19 protein-coding genes are annotated in these 20,326 nt (G+C 67.0%); 16 read left to right on the top strand and 3 right to left on the bottom strand.

Annotated features, from left to right (window positions below; all coding sequences use genetic code 11):
• Nucleotides 1-129 precede the first annotated feature (129 nt).
• The 15 genes from fabF (at nucleotide 130) to nagZ (ending at nucleotide 14,437) form a co-directional block, all read left to right on the top strand.
• Nucleotides 130-1,362, top strand: a complete 1,233-nt coding sequence (fabF, locus tag MBR110_RS12090) for a beta-ketoacyl-ACP synthase II (protein ID WP_059735235.1) — start codon at nucleotides 130-132, stop codon at nucleotides 1,360-1,362.
• 11 nt (nucleotides 1,363-1,373) lie between these two features.
• A complete protein-coding gene (locus MBR110_RS12085; RefSeq protein ID WP_059735233.1) occupies nucleotides 1,374-1,838 on the top strand; it encodes a hypothetical protein in 465 nt (154 codons plus the stop codon).
• Nucleotides 1,839-1,928: 90 nt separating this feature from the next.
• Nucleotides 1,929-2,528, top strand: coding sequence for an RNA polymerase sigma factor RpoE (gene rpoE, locus MBR110_RS12080; RefSeq protein WP_011883961.1), 600 nt, complete (start codon nucleotides 1,929-1,931; stop codon nucleotides 2,526-2,528).
• 88 nt (nucleotides 2,529-2,616) lie between these two features.
• A complete protein-coding gene (locus MBR110_RS12075) occupies nucleotides 2,617-3,234 on the top strand; it encodes a sigma-E factor negative regulatory protein (RefSeq protein WP_011883962.1) in 618 nt (205 codons plus the stop codon).
• A gap of 5 nt (nucleotides 3,235-3,239) precedes the next feature.
• On the top strand, nucleotides 3,240-4,292 hold the full coding sequence (locus tag MBR110_RS12070; RefSeq protein ID WP_011883963.1) for a MucB/RseB C-terminal domain-containing protein: 1,053 nt from the start codon (nucleotides 3,240-3,242) through the stop codon (nucleotides 4,290-4,292).
• Between the two features lie 16 nt (nucleotides 4,293-4,308).
• Nucleotides 4,309-5,802 carry a DegQ family serine endoprotease gene (locus MBR110_RS12065; protein WP_059460869.1) on the top strand — a complete coding sequence of 498 codons (1,494 nt, stop codon included), beginning with the start codon at nucleotides 4,309-4,311 and terminating at the stop codon, nucleotides 5,800-5,802.
• A gap of 11 nt (nucleotides 5,803-5,813) precedes the next feature.
• Nucleotides 5,814-6,050, top strand: a complete 237-nt coding sequence (locus MBR110_RS12060) for a glutaredoxin family protein (RefSeq protein WP_059568582.1) — start codon at nucleotides 5,814-5,816, stop codon at nucleotides 6,048-6,050.
• Nucleotides 6,051-6,233: 183 nt separating this feature from the next.
• A complete protein-coding gene (gene lepA / locus MBR110_RS12055) occupies nucleotides 6,234-8,027 on the top strand; it encodes a translation elongation factor 4 (RefSeq protein WP_011883966.1) in 1,794 nt (597 codons plus the stop codon).
• A 16-nt stretch (nucleotides 8,028-8,043) separates the two neighbouring features.
• A complete protein-coding gene (gene lepB, locus MBR110_RS12050) occupies nucleotides 8,044-8,937 on the top strand; it encodes a signal peptidase I (protein WP_011883967.1) in 894 nt (297 codons plus the stop codon).
• A 153-nt stretch (nucleotides 8,938-9,090) separates the two neighbouring features.
• The gene (gene rnc / locus MBR110_RS12045; RefSeq protein ID WP_059607293.1) at nucleotides 9,091-10,332 is read left to right on the top strand and encodes a ribonuclease III; all 1,242 of its coding nucleotides are present in this window, start codon (nucleotides 9,091-9,093) and stop codon (nucleotides 10,330-10,332) included.
• A gap of 60 nt (nucleotides 10,333-10,392) precedes the next feature.
• Nucleotides 10,393-11,292 carry a GTPase Era gene (gene era / locus MBR110_RS12040; protein WP_059668793.1) on the top strand — a complete coding sequence of 300 codons (900 nt, stop codon included), beginning with the start codon at nucleotides 10,393-10,395 and terminating at the stop codon, nucleotides 11,290-11,292.
• Complete coding sequence (recO, locus tag MBR110_RS12035; RefSeq protein ID WP_045579321.1) at nucleotides 11,279-12,118, top strand: DNA repair protein RecO; 840 nt, start codon at nucleotides 11,279-11,281, stop codon at nucleotides 12,116-12,118. Before era ends, recO begins: the two co-directional genes overlap by 14 nt.
• Complete coding sequence (gene pdxJ, locus MBR110_RS12030; RefSeq protein ID WP_059458902.1) at nucleotides 12,115-12,891, top strand: pyridoxine 5'-phosphate synthase; 777 nt, start codon at nucleotides 12,115-12,117, stop codon at nucleotides 12,889-12,891. Before recO ends, pdxJ begins: the two co-directional genes overlap by 4 nt.
• Nucleotides 12,892-12,960: 69 nt before the next feature.
• Nucleotides 12,961-13,392, top strand: a complete 432-nt coding sequence (acpS, locus tag MBR110_RS12025) for a holo-ACP synthase (RefSeq protein WP_034194217.1) — start codon at nucleotides 12,961-12,963, stop codon at nucleotides 13,390-13,392.
• A gap of 16 nt (nucleotides 13,393-13,408) precedes the next feature.
• Complete coding sequence (nagZ, locus tag MBR110_RS12020; protein WP_059735231.1) at nucleotides 13,409-14,437, top strand: beta-N-acetylhexosaminidase; 1,029 nt, start codon at nucleotides 13,409-13,411, stop codon at nucleotides 14,435-14,437.
• 151 nt (nucleotides 14,438-14,588) lie between these two features.
• On the opposite strand, the gene MBR110_RS12015 is transcribed toward nagZ, so the two are convergent.
• The 3 genes from MBR110_RS12015 to earP form a co-directional block, all read right to left on the bottom strand.
• Entirely contained in the window at nucleotides 14,589-15,974 is a 1,386-nt protein-coding gene (locus tag MBR110_RS12015) for a sigma-54-dependent transcriptional regulator (protein ID WP_059894745.1), read from the bottom strand.
• Between the two features lie 271 nt (nucleotides 15,975-16,245).
• A complete protein-coding gene (efp, locus tag MBR110_RS12010) occupies nucleotides 16,246-16,803 on the bottom strand; it encodes an elongation factor P (protein ID WP_011883975.1) in 558 nt (185 codons plus the stop codon).
• 137 nt (nucleotides 16,804-16,940) lie between these two features.
• Entirely contained in the window at nucleotides 16,941-18,152 is a 1,212-nt protein-coding gene (gene earP, locus MBR110_RS12005) for an elongation factor P maturation arginine rhamnosyltransferase EarP (RefSeq protein WP_059894747.1), read from the bottom strand.
• Nucleotides 18,153-18,227: 75 nt separating this feature from the next.
• On the opposite strand from earP, the gene uvrC reads away from it, so the two are divergent.
• A complete protein-coding gene (uvrC, locus tag MBR110_RS12000) occupies nucleotides 18,228-20,279 on the top strand; it encodes an excinuclease ABC subunit UvrC (RefSeq protein ID WP_011883977.1) in 2,052 nt (683 codons plus the stop codon).
• Nucleotides 20,280-20,326 lie beyond the last annotated feature (47 nt).

Below are 20,326 nucleotides of genomic sequence, written 5' to 3'. Positions count from 1 at the left end.
CTTCGCGATTGACGCGCCATCCTGCCGGCTTCGCGCCGGACGGACTAACAGCCACAGGGCTCGCAGGGCTGGTTCCTGTGGCCACTGTGGCTTTTGTTTTTGTCATCCAATAATGGAAAAGAGGTTACCGTGAGCCGCCGTCGTGTTGTTGTTACAGGCCTGGGGCTGATTTCGCCTGTTGGCAATAATGTTGCCGACGGCTGGGCCAATCTCGTCGCCGGCAAGTCCGGTATCGCCACCGTCACGAAGTTCGATGCGTCGAACCTCGCTTGCCATTTCGCGGGCGAAGTGAAGGGTTTCAACGTCGAGGAGTACATCCCGGCGAAGGAAGCCCGCGGCATGGATACGTTCATCCATTACGGCATCGCAGCCGGTGTCCAGGCTATCCGGGACAGCGGCCTCGAAGTGAACGAAGCCAATGCGGAGCGCATCGGCGTGCTGGTCGGCTCCGGCATCGGCGGCCTGCCGATGATCGAAGACACGCACCAGACCTACGTCGATCGCGGCCCGCGCCGGATTTCGCCGTTCTTCGTGCCGGGTTCGATCATCAACATGATCTCGGGCCACCTGAGCATCATGTTCGGCCTGAAGGGCCCGAACCTCGCGGCCGTCACGGCCTGCACGACCGGTCTGCACAGCATCGGCCTCGCGGCGCGCCTGATCCAGGCCGGCGACGCCGACGTGATGGTCGCGGGTGGCGCCGAATCGACGGTGTCGCCGCTCGGCATCGGCGGTTTCGCGGCCGCGCGCGCGCTGTCGACCCGCAACGACGACCCGGCAACCGCGTCGCGCCCGTGGGACAAGGACCGCGACGGCTTCGTGCTGGGCGAGGGTTCGGGCGTGATGGTGCTGGAAGAGTACGAGGCGGCGAAGGCGCGCGGCGCGAAGATCTATGCGGAAGTCTCCGGCTTCGGCATGACCGGCGATGCGTACCACATGACCGCGCCGAACATGGACGGTCCGCGCCGCTGCATGGTCGCGGCGCTGCGCGATGCCGGTGTGAATCCGGACCAGGTGCAGTACCTGAACGCGCACGGCACGTCGACGCAGCTGGGCGACAAGAACGAGTCGGACGCGGTGAAGGCGGCGTTCGGCGAGCACGCGTACAAGCTCGTCGTGAACTCGACGAAGTCGATGACGGGTCACCTGCTCGGTGGCGCGGGCGGCCTCGAGTCGGTGTTCACGGTGCTGGCGTTGCACAACAACGTGTCGCCGCCGACCATCAACATCTTCAACCAGGACCCGGAGTGCGATCTCGATTACTGCGCGAACACCGCGCGTGACCTGAAGATCGACGTGGCCGTGAAGAACAACTTCGGCTTCGGCGGCACCAACGGCACGCTGGTATTCAAGCGCGTCTGACGTCGAATCGCTTGACGAGTCCATTCGATGCTCCGGCCGGGCGTCCGCAGCGCTTTGCGTTGCGGGCCTCGGCCGTGTCGTATGTCGTGCTGGCAACGTTCGTCGCGGCGTGCGCCGCGTCCGTGTACCTGTTCTGGGCCCCGCGTGCGGGTGCTGTCGCCGGCGCAGGCATGGCCGCGGCCACGGCTGCGCTGCTGACGTCGTGCGCGGTGCGGGCCTTTGCGCACCGCCTGCCGGCGGAGCTGCGCATCGATGCATTCGGGGAGATCGCGGCGTTCAGCCGCGGCGGGCGCTTGCTGGCCCGCGGCCGGGTGACCGGCCATGCACACTGGAGCAGCCTGCTGCTCGTGCTGTCGGTCGGGCAAGGCGCCCGCCGCGCGCGGCCGTTGCTGATCCCGGCCGACGCGCTCGACGCCGCGTCGTTCAGCGCGCTGTCCGTGCTCGCGCGTACCGCGCGCACGACGGGGCGGGCATGATCGCGGCTCGTTACGTACCGTAACCAGCGGCCGGCGGCGGAACGCTACAATAACGCTCCGCGTTGCATCCCTAGTTAACGGATTTGTCAGGTGAGTGAAAAAGAAATCGATCAGGCTCTGGTCGAGCGCGTACAGAAAGGCGACAAGGCGGCGTTCGAACTCCTGGTCTCCAAATACCACCGCAAGATCATTCGGCTGATCTCGCGCCTCGTGCGGGATCCCGCCGAGGTCGAGGACGTGGCCCAGGACGCGTTCATCAAGGCGTATCGTGCGTTGCCGCAATTTCGCGGTGAGTCCGCGTTCTACACGTGGTTGTACCGGATTGCCGTCAACACGGCGAAGAACTACCTTGCGACGCAAGGCCGTCGGGCGCCGACCTCCACCGAGGCCGATGCCGAGGAGGCGGAAACTTTCTCCGACGCAGACCAACTAAGGGATATCAACACGCCAGAGTCGATGTTGATGAGCAAGCAGATTGCCGAGACGGTCAACGCTGCAATGGCCGTCCTGCCCGAAGAATTGCGTCAGGCGATTACGCTGCGCGAGATCGAGGGCCTGAGCTACGAAGAAATCGCAGAAATGATGAACTGCCCGATCGGGACGGTTCGATCGCGGATCTTCCGGGCTCGCGAGGCAATCGCTGCAAAATTGCGTCCGCTGCTCGATACGCCCGAAGGCAAGCGCTGGTGAGTGCGATGGGTGCAACGACGCGGGTCGGGGTCTAGTTACGGATAGGGTCGTGAAATCACGACGGGGTGTGTGCAAGATGGGGAGCATCATGGGGTCGGTCAATACGCAGTCGCAAGCGTGCTCGCGCGGCGAGCGCCTTTCCGCTCTGGTCGACGGGGAACTGTTCGACGGTCCGGATCACGGGCAGTTTCTGGCTGAGCTGAACGGCGCGGATCGCGCGACGTGGGCCCAGTACCATCTGATCGGCGATGCGCTGCGCTCGGACGAGCTCACGCTGTCGCCGGCTCGCAGCGTCGCGTTCACCGCGCGCATGGCGGCTGCGCTCGACAGCGAGCCGCACCTGCTGGCGCCGGCCGCCGCGCCGGCTGCGCGCAAGCTGCTGTCGCTGCGCCGCAGGGTCGTGCCGGCGTTCGCGGTGGCCGCCGCGGCCGCCACGCTGACGTGGATCGTCGTGCCGCAGATGCAGACGGCCGGCGTGCCGGGCGCAGTCCAGGTCGCATCGGTCGGCGCGCCGCAAAGCGGCGGCCTGCAGCGCGTGACGGTCGCTCAGGCGTCTACGCAGCCGGCGCTGCAGGACGTCAACATCATCCGCGACGCCAGTCTCGATCAATACCTCGAAGCGCATCAGCAATTTGCGCAGCAGCCCGTCGTTACGGGCTCGATGCCGCTGATCCGCGCCGCGGTGTCCACCACGCCAGGCCAATAAACCCGATGCGGACATTGCAGTTGAATCACGCCATCTCCGGATGGAAGCGGCTGCCGGCCCTCCTGCTTTGCGCAGCCGCCCTGTTGTCCGTTCAATCCCTTCCCGCCAGCGCCCAGCAACCGGACGATCCCGTCGCCACCCGCAAGGGCGCGGCCGACTGGCTCGACCGCATCCAGCAGGCGGCGCAGCAGCAGAGCTACGAAGGCACGTTCGTCTACCAGCGCGGCGGCTACGTGCAATCGTCGCGCATTGCGCACGTCGCGTCGCGTGACGGCGAATTCGAGCGCATCGAGTCGCTCGACGGCAAGCCGCGCAAGGTGCTGCGGCACAACGACGAGTTGTATACGTTCGTCCCCGAGCGCAAGCTGTGCGTGGTCGAGCGCCGCCAGACGCGCGATTCGTTCCCCGCGCTGCTCGGTGCGCCGGGCGAGCACGTGATGTCCGTTTATGACGCGAAGCTGCTCGGCCGCGACCGCGTCGCCGGCGTCGATGCGCAGGTCGTCGAGCTCGTGCCGAAGGATGCGTACCGCTTCACGTACAAGCTGTGGGCCGATGCGCGCACCGGGTTGCTGCTGCGTTCGCAGACGCTCGACGCGAGCGATCACGTGCTCGAGCAGGTCGCGTTCTCGCAGTTGCAGACGGGCGGCGCCGCCGGCGACAAGTCCGCGATCGCGGCCGGCATGCGCAATCTGAGCGGCTGGACGGTGGTCCGCCCGCCGGTTGCGACGGTCGACATGGAAGCGCAGGGCTGGCAGATCGCGCCGACGATCGCCGGCTTCCGCAAGATTCGCGAGGTGCGCCGGCCGATGGCCGCGCGCGACGCAGGCGATCCGCCGATTCCGGTCGACCAGGCCGTCTTCACCGACGGGCTGGCGACGATCTCGGTCTTCATCGAGCCGGCCGAAAAGAATACGCGCAAGGAAGGCGCGGGCAGCACCGGCGCGACGCACGTGCTCGTGAAGCGCCGCGGCGACTACTGGATCACCGTGCTCGGCGAAGTGCCCCCGGCCACGTTGCAGCAGTTCGCGTCTGCCATAGAATACAAGGCTTCCAAGTAACGCTACGGCTCCCGACATGACGAAAATCACGCTGCGCAAAGTGCTCGCGGCGGCGGCGCTGTGTGCCTGCCTGCCGTTCGTCCCGCAAACCGCGTCCGCTGTCACGCCTCCCCCGGGCAGCCTGCCCGACTTCGCCGATCTGGTCGAAAAGGTCGGGCCGGCCGTCGTGAACATCCGGACGACCGCGAACGTGCCGGTGCCGGGGCCGCGCGGCAGCCTGCCGCCGGGCTTCGACAACGGCGACATGTCGGAATTCTTCCGGCGCTTCTTCGGCATTCCGTTGCCGCAGGCGCCCGGCAACGGCGGCGGCAGCCCGAAGGGCGCGCCGACGCCCGACAATCCGCCGGACACCGAGCAGAATCGCGGGGTCGGCTCGGGCTTCATCGTGTCGGCAGACGGCTACGTGATGACGAACGCGCACGTCGTCGACGATGCGGACACCATCTACGTCACGCTCACCGACAAGCGCGAATTCAAGGCGAAGCTGATCGGCGTCGACGATCGGACCGACGTCGCGGTGGTCAAGATCCAGGCAGCGAACCTGCCGGTCGTCGCGATCGGCGATTCGACCAAGGTGCGCGTCGGCGAGTGGGTGGTCGCGATCGGTTCGCCGTTCGGCCTCGACAACACCGTGACGGCCGGCATCGTCAGTTCGAAGAGCCGCAACACGGGCGACTATCTGCCGTTCATCCAGACCGACGTCGCGGTGAACCCCGGCAACTCGGGCGGCCCGCTGATCAACATGCAGGGCGAGGTGATCGGCATCAACTCGCAGATCTACAGCCGCACCGGCGGCTTCATGGGCATCTCGTTCGCGATTCCGATCGACGAAGCGATGCGCGTGGCCGATCAGCTGAAGGCGACCGGCAAGGTCACGCGCGGCCGCATCGCGGTGGCGATCGGCGAGGTCACGAAGGACGTGGCCGATTCGATCGGGCTGCCGAAGGCGGAAGGCGCGCTGGTGAGCAGCGTCGAGCCGGGCGGCCCGGCCGACAAGGCGGGCATCCAGCCGGGCGACATCATCCTGAAGTTCAACGGCCGTTCGGTCGACGCGGCGTCGGACCTGCCGCGCATGGTCGGCGACACGAAGCCCGGCGCGAAGGCGACCGTCACCGTGTGGCGCAAGGGCCAGGCGCGCGAGCTGCCGATCACGATCGCCGAGACGCCGGCGGAGACGACGGCGAAGGCCGAGCAGCGCAAGAGCGCGCCGCAGAAGCCGCGTCAGGCGAATTCGCTCGGCTTGACGGTCAGCGACATTCCGGCCGAGCAGATGAAATCGCTGAAGCTGAAGAACGGCGTGCAGATCGACGGCGTCGACGGCCCGGCCGCGCGCGCCGGGCTGCAGCGCGGCGACATCGTGCTGCGCGTCGGCGACACCGACATCACGAGCGCGAAGCAGTTCGCCGACGTGACCGCGCAGCTCGATCCGCAGAAGGCGGTCGCGGTGCTCGTGCGGCGCGGCGACAACACGCAGTTCGTGCCGGTGCGTCCGCGCCCGAGCCAGAAGTAAGTCGCGCGCCGATGTTCACGCTTTACGGCCGCGGCTGGTGTCACCTGTGCGACGACATGCGCGACGCGCTGGCGCCGCTGGCGGCCGAATTCGGCGTCGCGCTCGACTACGTCGACATCGACGCCGATCCGGCACTCGTCGCCCGCTATGACGAAGACGTGCCGGTGCTGTTGCTCGACGGCGTGGAGGTGTGCCGCCACCGGTTCGACGAGGCGGCGGTGCGCGGCGCGTTCGCGGCGCGGCGCTGACCCGGCCCCGGCGCGTGCAGGCGGCCGGCGGCTCCGGACGCTCGCGGTCGGCACGCGCTCGCCGGCCGCCCCAAATTACCGCCCGGCAAAGGCCTTTTCGGCTAAAATAAGCCGTTTTTTCACCGACTTACAAGGCGTGCTCCGCAGTCGTCGAGCGCGCCTTTTTCGCTTGATCGGCACTGAATGGATCATATTCGTAATTTCTCGATCATCGCCCACATCGACCATGGCAAGTCGACGCTCGCGGATCGCATCATCCAGGTATGCGGCGGCCTCGCCGCCCGCGAAATGGAAGCGCAGGTGCTCGACTCGATGGACATCGAGCGCGAGCGCGGCATCACCATCAAGGCGCAGACTGCGGCGCTGTCCTATCGCGCGCGCGACGGCAAGGTCTACAACCTGAACCTGATCGATACGCCGGGGCACGTCGATTTCTCCTACGAAGTCAGCCGTTCGCTGTCCGCCTGCGAGGGCGCGCTGCTCGTGGTCGACGCGAGCCAGGGCGTCGAGGCGCAGACGGTCGCGAACTGCTACACGGCGATCGAGCTCGGCGTCGAAGTCGTGCCGGTGCTGAACAAGATCGACCTGCCGGCCGCGAACCCCGAGAACGCCATCGAGGAAATCGAGGACGTGATCGGCATCGACGCCACCGACGCGACGCGCTGCAGCGCGAAGACGGGGCTCGGCGTCGAGGACGTGCTCGAAGCGCTGATCGCGAAGGTGCCGCCGCCCAAGGGCGATCCGGCCGCGCCGCTGCAGGCGCTGATCATCGACTCGTGGTTCGACAACTACGTCGGCGTCGTGATGCTCGTGCGCATCGTCAACGGCACGCTGCGTCCGAAGGACAAGATCAAGATGATGGCGACCGGCGCGCAGTATCCGGTCGAGCACGTCGGCGTGTTCACGCCGAAGTCGCGCAATCTCGAATCGCTGTCGGCCGGGCAGGTGGGCTTCATCATCGCCGGCATCAAGGAACTGACGGCCGCGAAGGTCGGCGATACCGTCACGCACGTGGCGAAGCCTGCCACCGAGCCGCTGCCGGGCTTCAAGGAAGTGAAGCCGCAGGTGTTCGCGGGCCTCTATCCGGTCGAGGCGAACCAGTACGACGCGCTGCGCGAATCGCTCGAGAAGCTGAAGCTCAACGACGCGTCGCTGCAGTACGAGCCGGAAGTGTCGCAGGCGCTCGGCTTCGGCTTCCGCTGCGGCTTCCTCGGGCTGCTGCACATGGAAATCGTGCAGGAGCGGCTCGAGCGCGAGTTCGACATGGACCTCATCACGACCGCACCGACGGTCGTCTATGAAGTGGTGCAGAGCGACGGCTCGACGATCATGGTCGAGAACCCGGCGAAGATGCCGGAACCCGGCCGCATCGCCGAGGTTCGCGAGCCGATCGTCACCGTGAACCTGTACATGCCGCAGGACTACGTCGGCTCGGTGATCACGCTGTGCGAGCAGAAGCGCGGCTCGCAGATCAACATGCAGTATCACGGCCGCCAGGTGCAGCTCACGTACGAAATTCCGATGGCCGAGATCGTGCTCGACTTCTTCGATCGCCTGAAGTCGGTGTCGCGCGGCTATGCGTCGATGGACTACGAGTTCAAGGAATACCGTTCGTCGGACGTCGTGAAGGTCGACATGCTGATCAACGGCGACAAGGTCGATGCGCTGTCGATCATCGTGCACCGCTCGCAGTCGCAGTACCGCGGCCGCGAAGTGGCCGCGAAGATGCGCGAAATCATTCCGCGCCAGATGTACGACGTGGCGATCCAGGCCGCGATCGGCGCGCACATCGTCGCGCGCGAGAACATCAAGGCGCTGCGCAAGAACGTGCTGGCGAAGTGCTACGGCGGCGACATCACGCGAAAGAAGAAACTGCTCGAGAAGCAGAAAGAAGGTAAGAAACGCATGAAGCAGGTGGGTTCGGTCGAGATCCCGCAGGAAGCGTTCCTCGCGATCTTGCGCGTCGAAGACAAATAACAGGACTGATCCTTTTATGAATTTTGCGCTGATTCTTTTTGTGCTCGTCGTCGTGACGGGCGTGGCGTGGGTGTTGGACAAGCTGGTGTTCCTGCCGCGGCGACGCAAGGCGGCCGACGTGGCGATCGACGAGTTCGATCGCCAGCAGTCGCGCATCGACAAGCGTTTCGCGGACGAAAATGCGGTGCAGACGCGTGCGAAGCTGCGCGACGAGAAGCTGCGCCAGCCGTGGTGGCTCGAATACACGGCGAGCTTCTTCCCGGTGATCCTCGCGGTGTTCGTCGTGCGTTCGTTCGTCGTCGAGCCGTTCAAGATTCCGTCGGGCTCGATGGTGCCGACGCTGGTCGTCGGCGATTTCATCCTCGTCAACAAGTTCGAATACGGGCTGCGTCTGCCGGTCACGAACACCAAGATCACGCAGGGCAAGCCGCTGTCGCGCGGCGACGTCGTCGTGTTCCGTTATCCGAAGGACGAGTCGGTCGACTACATCAAGCGCGTCGTCGGCCTGCCGGGCGACACGGTCGCCTATCAGGACAAGCAGCTGACGATCAACGGCCAGCCGGTGCCCGAAACGCCGCTGCCCGACTACTTCGACGACGAGCGCCAGAACTACGCGAAGCAGTTCGAGGAAACGCTCGGCACGAAGAAGAACGCGATCCTGAACAATCCCGCGGTGCCGCCGTTCGTGATGGGCGCATACGACTATCCGTATCGCGACAACTGCACGTACAACAGCCGCGGCGTGATCTGCAAGGTGCCACCCGGCCACTACTTCATGATGGGCGACAACCGCGACAACAGCGCGGACAGCCGCTACTGGGGGTTCGTGCCGGACAACAACATCGTCGGTCGCGCGTTCTTCATCTGGATGAACTTCAGCGACCTGAAGCGCATCGGTTCCTTCAACTGATCGCAGTCGACTCGCACGCAATGCGCGACGCACGGGCCGCGTCGCGTATTGCCGAACTACTTTAAGAACCGGCGGTAACACCGCCTCGTCACGCCTTTTCGCGTCCGGCCGTGCCGCTTCGGCCCGACCGGCGCCCGCGTTATACTCCTGCACATGCCCCTATCCCAGTTGGAAAGCCGGCTGCGCTACGAATTTCGCAATGCGGAATTGTTGCGCCAGGCTTTGACCCATCGCAGTCACAGCGCCACGCATAACGAACGGCTCGAGTTTCTCGGCGACTCCGTTCTGAATTGCGCGGTGGCGGCCCTTTTGTTCCAGCGCTTCGGCAAGCTGGACGAAGGCGATCTGTCGCGCGTGCGCGCCAATCTCGTCAAGCAGCAGTCGCTGTATGAAATCGCTCAGGCCCTGAATATCTCGGACGGGCTGCGACTGGGCGAGGGCGAGTTGCGCAGCGGCGGGTTCCGCCGCCCGTCGATTCTCGCGGACGCATTCGAAGCCATCATCGGGGCCGTGTTTCTCGATGGCGGCTTCGAAGCCGCCCAAGGGGTCATCAAGCGGCTGTACGTACCGATCCTCGACCACATCGATCCGCGCACGCTCGGCAAGGACGCGAAAACGCTGCTGCAGGAGTATCTGCAGGGGCACAAGATCGCGTTGCCCACCTACACCGTCGTCGCGACTCATGGTGCGGCGCACAATCAGCAGTTCGAGGTCGAATGCACGGTGCCGAAGCTCGACGTGAAGGTGTCGGGCTCCGGCGCGAGCCGGCGGGCGGCCGAGCAGGCCGCCGCGAAGAAGGCGCTCGACGAGGTGCTGGCCGCCGCGCCGATGCTGGCCTCGAAGCCGAAGCGCTCGAAGAATGCCCGTGGATCGAAGCATGCGGAGCCCGAAATCGTGCCGGGCGTGAAGGGCGTTCAGGAAGCGCTGGACCTGCGCTCGCCGGAACGGAAGGAACGTGCGGCGGCACGCGACGTGAAGGCGTCCGGCGGCGCTTCCGAGCCGGCCGAGCGGCCGGCTCAGGCGCCGATGGCCGCGATCCGCGCCGCGCATGTCGAAACCGTGGCGGACAAGACCGACCGCGCGGCGAAGCCGTCGGGCGACAAGCCGGCCGAGAAGTCGCCGGAGCGCGGCGAAGCTGCCCTGCGTGCGGCCGACAAGCCCGCGGAAGGCGCACCGCGCGCCGCTGACAAGCCGACCGGCCAAGCGGCCGGTCAAGCAGCCGTCCAGCCGGCCGATCCGGCCTCGGCGAGCGCCGACAAATCAGCCGCCGCGTCCGACCCCGCCTCCCGCACGACGCCGCGCCCGCGCGACGGCGCAGCGCCCGACACCGAGACGCCGCCGGGCGGCGCGAGCCTCGCGGCCGCCCAGGCGCGCGCGGCCGATGCCGGCCACTGAATTGCCCATCGATCGTGCCGCGCGCCGCGCGGCCGGTTGCGAACCTGTCTCCCAAACGATATGAACACTCCCGCTCCTACCGGTTTCCGCTGCGGCATGATCGCGATCGTGGGCCGCCCGAACGTCGGCAAGTCGACGTTGATGAACGCACTCGTCGGCCAGAAGATCAGCATCACGTCGCGCAAGGCGCAAACGACCCGCCATCGCATCACCGGCATCAACACGTTCGACGATGCGCAGTTCATCTTCGTCGACACGCCGGGCTTCCAGACCCGCCACAGCACCGCGCTGAACCGCTCGCTGAACCGCGCGGTCACGTCGACGCTCACGTCGGTCGACCTGATCCTGTTCGTGATCGAGGCCGGCCGCTTCGGGCCCGACGACCAGAAGGTGCTCGACCTGATTCCGCCCGGCGCGCCGACGCTCCTGATCGCGAACAAGATCGACCGCGTGGGCGACAAGGCGACGCTGTTCCCGTTCATGCAGAAGATGAGCGCGCTGCGCGAGTTCGCCGAGCTCGTGCCGCTGTCCGCGCAGCGGCCGGAAGACATCAAGCACCTGCTCGACACGATCAAGCCGCACCTGCCGGAAGGTCAGCCGATCTACGGCGAGGACGAGCTGACCGACCGCAGCTCGCGCTTTCTCGCGGCCGAAATCCTGCGCGAGAAGGTGTTCCGCTGGACCGGCGACGAATTGCCGTACACGAGCACCGTGCTGATCGACAAGTTCGAGGAGGAAGGGCGGCTGAAGCGCATCTTCGCGACGATCCTCGTCGAACGCGATATGCACAAGGCGATGGTGATCGGCAAGAAGGGCGAGAAGCTCAAGCAGATCAGCACCGAGGCGCGGCTCGACATGGAGAAGCTGTTCGACGGCCCCGTGTACCTCGAGACCTTCGTGAAGGTGAAGAGCGGCTGGGCCGACAACGAGGCGGGGCTGCGTGCCTATGGGTACGAATGACGCGCTGACGTCGACCGAAGACGCGGTGGCCGCCGGCGCGAACGACGCGCCGCTGCCGGCCCCGCCTGAACCGCCGCGCCGCAAGGCGCGGCGCGCGACGTCTCGCACGTCCGATTTCCGCATCGCCGAGCAGCCGGCGTTCGTGCTGCACAGCTATCCGTACCGCGAAACGAGCCTGATCATCGACGTGCTCACGCGCGACCATGGCCGGCTCGCGCTCGTCGCGAAGGGCGCGAAGCGCCCCCATTCCGCGCTGCGCGGCGTGCTGCAGACGTTCCAGCCGCTGCTGTTGTCGTGGTCCGGCAAATCCGAAGTGCGCACGCTCACCGGCGCCGAGTGGGTCGGCGGGATGCTGCCGCTCGGCGGCGACGGGCTGCTGTGCGGCTTCTACGTCAACGAGCTGCTCGTGAAATTCTGCGCGCGCGAAGATCCGCAGCCGTCGCTGTTCAACCATTACGTGCTGACGCTCACGCGCCTCGCGCACGGCGAACCGGCCGTGCAGGTGCTGCGCTCGTTCGAGCGCGTGCTGCTGCGCGAGACCGGCTACGCGATGGCGCTGAACCGCACGGTGGCGCGCCGCGCGGTCGAGCCCGAGCGCCGCTACGTGTTCGATCCCGAGCGCGGCGTGCGCAACGCGGACGACGACGTACCGTCGCACTGGCCGGTCGTCACCGGACAGACGTTGCTCGACATGGAGCAGGACGATTACCATCGAGCCCAGACGGTCGCGCAGAGCAAGACGCTGATGCGCTTCCTGCTGAACACCTATCTCGGCGGTACGCCGCTCGCCACGCGCCAGATCCTGATCGACCTGCAAAACCTATGAGCTTTTTCCTGACAACGCCCACCGTCATCGACCTCGGCGTGAACATCGACCACGTCGCCACGCTGCGCAACGCGCGCGGCACCGCCTATCCCGATCCGATCCGCGCGGCGCTCGCCGCCGAAGAAGCCGGCGCCGACGCGATCACGCTGCACCTGCGCGAGGATCGCCGCCACATCGTCGACGCCGACGTGCGCACGCTGCGCCCGCTGCTGAAGACGCGGATGAACCTCGAATGCGCGGTGACGGCCGAGATGCTCGACATCGCGTGCGAAGTGCGTCCGCATGACGCGTGTCTCGTGCCGGAGAAGCGCGAGGAGCTGACGACCGAAGGCGGCCTCGACGTCGCCGGCCGCTTCGAGGCCGTGCGCGCGGCCTGCAAGCAACTTGCGGACGCCGGCGTGCGCGTATCGCTGTTCATCGATCCGGACGAGACCCAGATCCGTGCCGCGCACGAGGCCGGCGCGCCGGTGATCGAGCTGCATACCGGCCGTTACGCCGATGCGCACGACGCAGCCGAGCAGCAGCGCGAATACGAGCGCATCGTCGCGGGCGTCCAGGCCGGCGCGCAGCTGGGGCTGAAGGTCAACGCCGGTCACGGTCTTCACTACACGAACGTGCAACAGATCGCCGCCATCGACGGGATCGTCGAGCTGAACATCGGCCATGCGATCGTCGCGCATTCGATCTTCGCGGGCTGGGACAATGCCGTGCGCGAGATGAAGGCCATCATGGTCGCCGCACGCGTTGCCGCGCTTCACGGCGGCGCGCGCTGACGATGCGTTCCGTGCGCGCCGGCTCGGCTTGCCACCCGGCATCGTTCGTGCATCGCGGCGCGCGCTGACATGGCGATCTACGGCATCGGCACCGACATCGTCCAGTTGAGCCGCATCGCGGCCGTGCTCGAGCGCACCGATGGCAGGTTTGCCGAGAAGGTGCTGGGCCCCGACGAGTTGCGCGTGTTCCACGCGCGGCGCGCGCGCTCCGAGGCGCGCGGCATCGCGTTTCTCGCGACGCGCTTTTCCGCGAAGGAAGCGTTCTCGAAGGCGATCGGGCTCGGCATGCACTGGCCGATGACGTGGCGCGCGCTGCAGACCCTCAACCAGCGCAGCGGCGAGCCGTACGTCGTCGCGTCGGGAGAGCTCGCCGACTGGCTCGCCGCGCGCGGCATCACCGCGCGCGTGACGGTCAGCGACGAGCGCGACTACGCCGTGTCGTTCGTCGTCGCCGAAACCGATGCGCCGCCGCCTGCACCCGTTCCCCGAACCCTTTCCTGACGGATTTTCTGATTCGATGAAAACGACTCCCGCCCCGGTCATGCTCGACGTCGTCGGCACGGCCCTGTCGCGCGACGATGCGCGGCGCCTTGCGCATCCGAACACCGGCGGCGTGATCCTGTTCGCGCGGCATTTCGAGAACCGCGCGCAGCTGAGCGCGTTGACCGACTCGATCCGCGCGGTGCGCGAGGACATCCTGATCGCGGTCGATCACGAAGGCGGCCGCGTCCAGCGGTTCCGCACCGACGGCTTCACGGTGCTGCCGGCGATGCGCCGGCTCGGCGAGCTGTGGGATCGCGACGTGCTGCTCGCGACCAAGGTCGCCACCGCGGTCGGCTACATCCTCGCCGCCGAGCTGCGCGCCTGCGGGATCGACATGAGCTTCACGCCCGTGCTCGATCTCGACTACGGACATTCGAAGGTGATCGGCGATCGCGCGTTCCATCGCGACCCGCGCGTCGTCACGTTGCTCGCGAAGAGCCTGAACCACGGGCTGTCGCTCGCGGGCATGGCCAACTGCGGCAAGCATTTCCCCGGGCATGGTTTCGCGGAAGCCGATTCGCACGTCGCGCTGCCGACCGACGACCGGCCGCTCGACGCGATCTTCGAGGACGACGTCGCGCCGTACGACTGGCTCGGCCTGTCGCTGTCGGCGGTGATTCCCGCGCACGTGATCTATACGCAGGTCGACCCGCGGCCGGCCGGCTTCTCGCGCGTGTGGCTGCAGGACATCCTGCGCGGGCGGCTCGGTTTCACGGGCGCGATCTTCAGCGACGACCTGTCGATGGAGGCCGCCCGCGAAGGCGGCACGCTCACGCAGGCCGCCGACGCGGCGCTCGCGGCCGGCTGCGACATGGTGCTCGTCTGCAACCAGCCGGAGGCCGCCGAAGTCGTGCTGAACGAACTGAGCGCGCGGCCGTCGCCGGAGTCGGTGCGGCGCATCAAGCGGATGCGTGCGCGCGGCAAGGCGCTCAAGTGGGACAAGCTGATCGCGCAGCCCGAGTATCTGCAGGCGCGCGGGCTGTTGACCAGCGTGCTCGCATAAGCGGCGACGCAGTCGGCGCGCTGCCGTCGCCGAAACGAAAAAGCCACGCGAAGTTGCGTGGCTTTTTCGTTGGTGCGCGAAGCGGAGGGCAACACTTGTTCGACGAACTAATCGTCGGTGCCGGTCCGCGCCGACGACGATTGCCGCCCGCTCAATTGACCTTCATGCGCTGCAGTTTGTTGTAGAGCGTCTTCGGGCTGATGCCGAGCAGCGTGGCCGCACGATGCCGCGTGCCGCCGACCGCGTCGAGCGTCGCGCGGATCAGCAGGTCTTCGACGTCGGACAGCGGTGTGCCGACCTTGATCTGCACGCTGCTGCCGTTCAGCGCGGCGCCGGCCGCGAAGCTCGCTTCGCCGGCGCGCAGCGTTTCGATGAAGTCGCCCGACGCGTCGTATGCGAAGCGCACACGCTCGTGCAGCTCGCGCACGTTGCCGGGCCACTCATAGGACAGGCATTCGCGTACGAAGCCCGGCGCCGCGCGCTTGTCGGTCGTGCTGCGGCCGGTCGCGCGGGCCTCGCGGTTCAGTTCGTCGATCAGCGCATCGGCAATCGCGAGCGCGTCGCCGTCGCGCTCGCGCAGCGGCGGCATCGTGATCGACGCCGCATCGAGGCGCAGCCACAGATCTTCGCGCAGCGTGCCGTTGGCAACGGCCTCGCGCGCCGGCCGGCGCGTGGCCGCGATCAGCCGGAAGTCGCTCGCGATGGAGCTCGTGCCGCCGATCCGCATGAAGTTCTGCGAATCGAGCGCATGCAGCAGCGCTTCCTGCAGCACGAGCGGCAGCGCGGTGATTTCGTCGAGGAACAGCGTGCCGCCGCCGGCCTGTTCGAACAGGCCGGTTTCGCGCCGCTCGGCGCCGTCGAACGCGCCGCGCTCATGGCCGAACAGCACGCTGTCGAGCGACGCGCCATGCCGGTTCGCCTGCGCGATCATCCGGCAGTCGAACGACAGGAACGGCCCCTTGCGGCGGCGGCTCAGATCGTGCAGCGTGCGCGCCGCGAGCTTCTTGCCGGTGCCGGCTTCGCCCGCGAACAGCACGGCCGTTTCGGTGCGCGCGTTGTGCTCGATCATGTCGTACACGTGCTGCATCGCGTCGCTGCGGCCGACCAGTGCGCCGAAGCGGCCGAGGCGACGCAGCGACGCGCGCAGCGCCTGCACTTCGTCGATCAGTTCGTAGGGGCGGGGAATCCGCGCGAGCAGGCTGCGCAGCCGCGGAATGTTGATCGGCTTCAGCAGGTAGTCCCAAATGCCGTGACGCAAGCCTTCGATCGCGCTCTCGACCGTCGCATTGCCGGTCAGCACGATCACCGGCAGCGAGCCGTTCGGCTGCTGCTGCGGCAGGTGCTGGAGCAGGTCGAAGCCGCTGCCGTCCGGCAGGTTCAAGTCGACCAGGACGACGTCGGGGATCGCGCGGCCGAGCGCCGTGCGCGCCTCCGCGAGCGACGTGGCCGTGTCGACCGAGAAGCCGTCTGCGGCAAGCAGCGCGGTCAGGCCGGACAGACTGTTGGGATCGTCTTCGACAATCAGGGCGTGTGGCATGGTGAACGCGAGTCGAGTCAAGAGAGGCGGGCTGTCGGCCATCGAGCCAGCCGCAGCCGCGTGTCGGATTAAAAACTGATTTTATGCCCCCCGGAACGCCCGACGTGCATTATTTCTCGGCCGCTATAAAACAGTTACCGATGATACAAATTGAATACCTTTAGTGCTGGATTTTGTGTTGCCGATCGTGCCGACATGTGCGCGCTGTTGCGCGCAGGCAAACAAAAAGCGCCCCGCAGGGCGCTTTGTTCGATGCGAAGTTCGCAGGCGCTTACGCGCGGCTGCGGTATTCGTTCGTACGCGTGTCGATTTCGATCTTGTCGCCGGTGTTGCAGAACAGCGGCACTTGAAGCTCGAAGCCCGTTGCGAGCTTCGCGTTCTTCAGCACCTTGCCCGACGACGTGTCGCCCTTGACGGCCGGTTCCGTGTAGGTGATCTCGCGAACCAGGATCGTCGGCAGTTCGACCGAAATGGCCTTCTCGTTGTAGAACACGACTTCGCAAGCCATGCCGTCTTCGAGGTAGTTCAGCGCTTCGCCCATCATTTCCGCTTCGACTTCGTACTGGTTGTAGTCGGCGTCCATGAACACGTACATCGGGTCGGCGAAGTACGAGTACGTCACTTCCTTGCGGTCGAGCACGACGACGTCGAACTTGTCGTCGGCCTTGTAGACCGCTTCCTGGCCTGCGTTCGTCAGCAGGTTCTTCATCTTCATCTTGACGACGGCGGCGTTACGGCCCGACTTGTTGTATTCCGTCTTTGCGATGACCCATGCGTCGCTGCCGATTTGCACGACGTTGCCTACGCGGAGTTCCTGTGCGGTCTTCATAAAAAAACTGTCCTGATCCAATCAAATAAATGGGTGCCTGAGCGTTGCGCAACGGCTGACGGCGCAAGCGGTGCGTTCCGGTAGGTGCCAAGAGCCCCAAGCGTGCGCGCTTGCGTGGTCAGCCGTCGGATAACCGCTTATTTTAACTGAGATTTTGCGTATTCCGCCAGCTTTCCGGCAAGATCGCCGACGCCCGCCAGCGTGTCGGCCCAGCGCGTCGCGTTGGCGTCCAGCGCCGCGCGGTGCTGCCGGATATCGTCCCAATCGGGCGTGCCCACGCCGTTCCACGCATGCCAGAAGCGCTCGAGCGCCGCGCGCGGCGAGTCGGCGAGGCCGGCTGCCAAGTGCGCGAGCGCGGCGTCGAGTTTTGGCAGATGCGCATCGTCGGCCTGCGGGTAGATCTGCCAGACGAACGGCTTGCGCGCCCATTGCGCGCGCACGAACGAATCCTCGCCGCGCACGAAGTTGACGTCCGCGGCCCACAGCAGCGCGTCGTAGTCGGCCTGCGGCACGAAGGCGAGCCCGTAGGCGGTCAGATTGCCGAGCGTGGCGCGCGCGCCGGCGTCGAACGAGGCGGTGCCGAAGAAGCGCGCGACGGCCGGCGAGATGCGGCCGGCCGGCACGAGCGCGACGATCGGCGTCGCGCTGTCGCGCCACTGCGCGAGCAACGCGTCGACGGCCGGATTTTCGTATGCGAACAGGCTCACGACCGTCGTGCCGGACGGCGGCGGCGCATCGCCGGTCGCGTGCCGCCACCAGGCCGTGCGCGCGGCCGCGTCGGTTTCGAATGCGGTGCGGCGCGCGTCGAGGTCGCGCTCCTTCAGCACGCCGCCGGTGCCGGCCGACAGCCCGGGGAAGAAGAACGTCTTCAGCAGCGGGTAGCGCGGATGCGGCGACGGACGCAGGTGAAAATCGGCGACCCAGTCCTCGGCGCTCAGGTATTCGAGATTGATCCACACCGGGCGGGGCGCGCGTCGCGCCATCGCGGCGAGATATGCGCCCGGCAGTTCGCACGCGAACGCTTCGATCACGACGTCGGCGATCTGCAGCGCGTCGCCGACGTCCGCGTGCCAGTGTTCGATCGCGATGCCGTCGAGCGTTTGCCGGTTGGCGTGCGGGTCGATCTGCGGCAGCAGTCGCGCGAAGGTGCGCAGATCGTCGACGAAGATGCGCATCTGCCAGCCGTGCTCGTGCGCGAGCTGGCGCGCGAGGCGCCAGCACACGCCGATGTCGCCGAAGTTGTCGATCACGGTGCAGAAGAGGTCGCATGCGATCGGTTCGCCGGTCGAGCGCGGCGAAGCGATGGCGGGGACGGAGTCGGAGCCGGAGGCGGGCGTGGTGCGGGACATCGAAGCGGGCCGGTGAATGCTCTAAACTGGCAATTCTAATGGACCCGTTCCGCGCCAGCGGGCACCCGATCACGCATGACATCCCCAGAAGCCGCCGATACTCCGTTCGAACCGAAGAAGATCCTCGCGCAATTGCCGCACATGCCGGGCGTCTATCGCTATTACGACGCAACGGGCGCCGTGCTTTACGTCGGCAAGGCGCGCGACCTGAAGAAGCGCGTGTCGAGCTACTTCACGAAAACGCAGCTGTCGCCGCGCATCGCGATGATGGTCACGCGCATCGCGCGCATCGAGACGACCGTCACGCGCTCGGAGGCCGAGGCGCTGCTGCTCGAGAACAACCTGATCAAGGCGCTCGCGCCGCGCTACAACATCCTGTTTCGCGACGACAAGTCGTATCCGTACCTGAAGCTCACCGCGCACCGCTTTCCGCGCATGGCGTATTACCGCGGCTCGGTCGACAAGCAGAACCAGTATTTCGGGCCGTTCCCGAGTGCGTGGGCGGTGCGCGAGAGCATCCAGATCCTGCAGCGCGTGTTCCAGTTGCGCACCTGCGAGGATTCGGTGTTCAACAACCGTACGCGGCCGTGTCTGCTGCATCAGATCGGGCGTTGCACGGCGCCGTGCGTCGGCGCGATCACCGAGGACGACTACGCGATCGACGTGTCGAACGCCGCGCGCTTCCTGCTCGGGCGGCAGTCCGAGGTGATGAACGAACTCGAGCAGAAGATGCACGCGTTCGCGGCCGAGCTGAAGTTCGAGCAGGCGGCGGCCGTGCGCAACCAGATGAGCTCGCTCGCGACGGTGCTGCACCAGCAGGCGATCGAGGTCGGCGGCGACAGCGACGTCGACATCCTGGCCGTCGTCGCGCAGGGCGGGCGCGTGTGCGTGAACCTCGCGATGGTGCGCGGCGGCCGCCATCTTGGCGACAAGGCGTATTTCCCGACGCACGTCGAAAGCGCGCTGACGCTCGCGGAAGGCGGGCTAGGCGACGAGGCCGATGGCGTCGACGATGCCGCCGCCGCGATGCCGGACCAGCCGGTGGAAGGCGAGGGCGACGGCGACGGGGGGGCGGCTGCCCGCGTCGCCGGCGCCGGTGCCGGCGCGTCCGTCGAGGCGGAGGTGCTCGATGCATTCATCTCGCAGCACTATCTGGGCAACCGCGTGCCGCCGGTGCTGGTCGTCAGCCATGCGCCCGCGAGCCGCGACCTGCTCGAGCTGCTGTCCGAGCAGGCCGGCCACAAGGTATCGCTGGTGCGGCAGCCGCAGGGGCAGCGGCGCGCGTGGCTGACGATGGCCGAGCAGAACGCCCGGATCGCGCTCGCGCGACTGCTGTCCGAGCAGGGCTCGCAGCAGGCGCGTACCCGCGCACTCGCCGAGACGCTCGGCCTCGAATGCGACGATCTCGCGACGCTGCGCATCGAGTGCTTCGACATCAGCCATACGATGGGCGAGGCGACGCAGGCGTCGTGCGTCGTCTATCACCATCACAAGATGCAGTCGGGCGAGTACCGTCGCTACAACATCGCCGGCATCACGCCGGGCGACGACTATGCGGCCATGCGGCAGGTATTGACGCGCCGCTACGAGAAGATGGTCGAGCTGGCCGCGCAGGCGGCCGCCGCCGACGCCGCGACCGGCATCGACGGCGAATCGACGCGGCAGGCCGAGGCGTCGAGCCTGTTGCCGAACATCGTGCTGATCGACGGCGGCAAGGGGCAGGTCGAGATCGCGCGGCAGGTGTTCACCGAACTGGGGCTCGATACGTCGATGCTGGTCGGCGTCGCGAAAGGGGAAGGGCGCAAGGTCGGCCTCGAGACGCTCGTGTTCGCGGACGGCCGCACGCCGCTCGAGCTCGGCAAGGAGAGCGCGGCGCTGATGCTGGTCGCGCAGATCCGCGACGAGGCGCACCGCTTCGCCATCACCGGGATGCGCGCGAAGCGCGCGAAGGCGCGCCAGACGTCGCGGCTCGAGGAGCTCGACGGCGTCGGCGCGAAGCGGCGCCAGCGGCTGCTCGCGCGGTTCGGCGGACTGCGCGGCGTGGTCGCCGCCAGCGTCGAGGAGCTGGCGAGCGTCGACGGGATCTCGCACGCACTCGCCGAACAGATCTACAAGCAGCTTCATTGACGGGCCGTGCGACCGGCCGCTCGGGCCTGCGATCCCGCGTTGCGATC

The organism is Burkholderia sp. MBR-1 (assembly GCF_013822785.1).
Classification (GTDB): Bacteria; Pseudomonadota; Gammaproteobacteria; order Burkholderiales; family Burkholderiaceae; genus Burkholderia; species Burkholderia vietnamiensis.
Note: the sequence above shows the minus strand (reverse complement) of the source record. Positions and strands in the feature narration are given on the sequence as shown.

Bases quoted from the DNA above. Each gene is read 5' to 3' on its own strand.
- efp (WP_011883975.1), bottom strand. From the start codon at position 16,803: ATGAAGACCGCACAGGAACTCCGCGTAGGCAACGTCGTGCAAATCGGC.
- MBR110_RS12065 (WP_059460869.1), top strand. From the start codon at position 4,309: ATGACGAAAATCACGCTGCGCAAAGTGCTCGCGGCGGCGGCGCTGTGT.
- lepB (WP_011883967.1), top strand. From the start codon at position 8,044: ATGAATTTTGCGCTGATTCTTTTTGTGCTCGTCGTCGTGACGGGCGTG.
- MBR110_RS12075 (WP_011883962.1), top strand. From the start codon at position 2,617: ATGGGGTCGGTCAATACGCAGTCGCAAGCGTGCTCGCGCGGCGAGCGC.
- earP (WP_059894747.1), bottom strand. From the start codon at position 18,152: ATGTCCCGCACCACGCCCGCCTCCGGCTCCGACTCCGTCCCCGCCATC.
- MBR110_RS12060 (WP_059568582.1), top strand. From the start codon at position 5,814: ATGTTCACGCTTTACGGCCGCGGCTGGTGTCACCTGTGCGACGACATG.
- era (WP_059668793.1), top strand. From the start codon at position 10,393: ATGAACACTCCCGCTCCTACCGGTTTCCGCTGCGGCATGATCGCGATC.
- MBR110_RS12015 (WP_059894745.1), bottom strand. From the start codon at position 15,974: ATGCCACACGCCCTGATTGTCGAAGACGATCCCAACAGTCTGTCCGGC.
- MBR110_RS12070 (WP_011883963.1), top strand. From the start codon at position 3,240: ATGCGGACATTGCAGTTGAATCACGCCATCTCCGGATGGAAGCGGCTG.
- recO (WP_045579321.1), top strand. From the start codon at position 11,279: ATGGGTACGAATGACGCGCTGACGTCGACCGAAGACGCGGTGGCCGCC.
- acpS (WP_034194217.1), top strand. From the start codon at position 12,961: ATGGCGATCTACGGCATCGGCACCGACATCGTCCAGTTGAGCCGCATC.
- pdxJ (WP_059458902.1), top strand. From the start codon at position 12,115: ATGAGCTTTTTCCTGACAACGCCCACCGTCATCGACCTCGGCGTGAAC.
- lepA (WP_011883966.1), top strand. From the start codon at position 6,234: ATGGATCATATTCGTAATTTCTCGATCATCGCCCACATCGACCATGGC.
- nagZ (WP_059735231.1), top strand. From the start codon at position 13,409: ATGAAAACGACTCCCGCCCCGGTCATGCTCGACGTCGTCGGCACGGCC.
- rnc (WP_059607293.1), top strand. From the start codon at position 9,091: ATGCCCCTATCCCAGTTGGAAAGCCGGCTGCGCTACGAATTTCGCAAT.
- uvrC (WP_011883977.1), top strand. From the start codon at position 18,228: ATGACATCCCCAGAAGCCGCCGATACTCCGTTCGAACCGAAGAAGATC.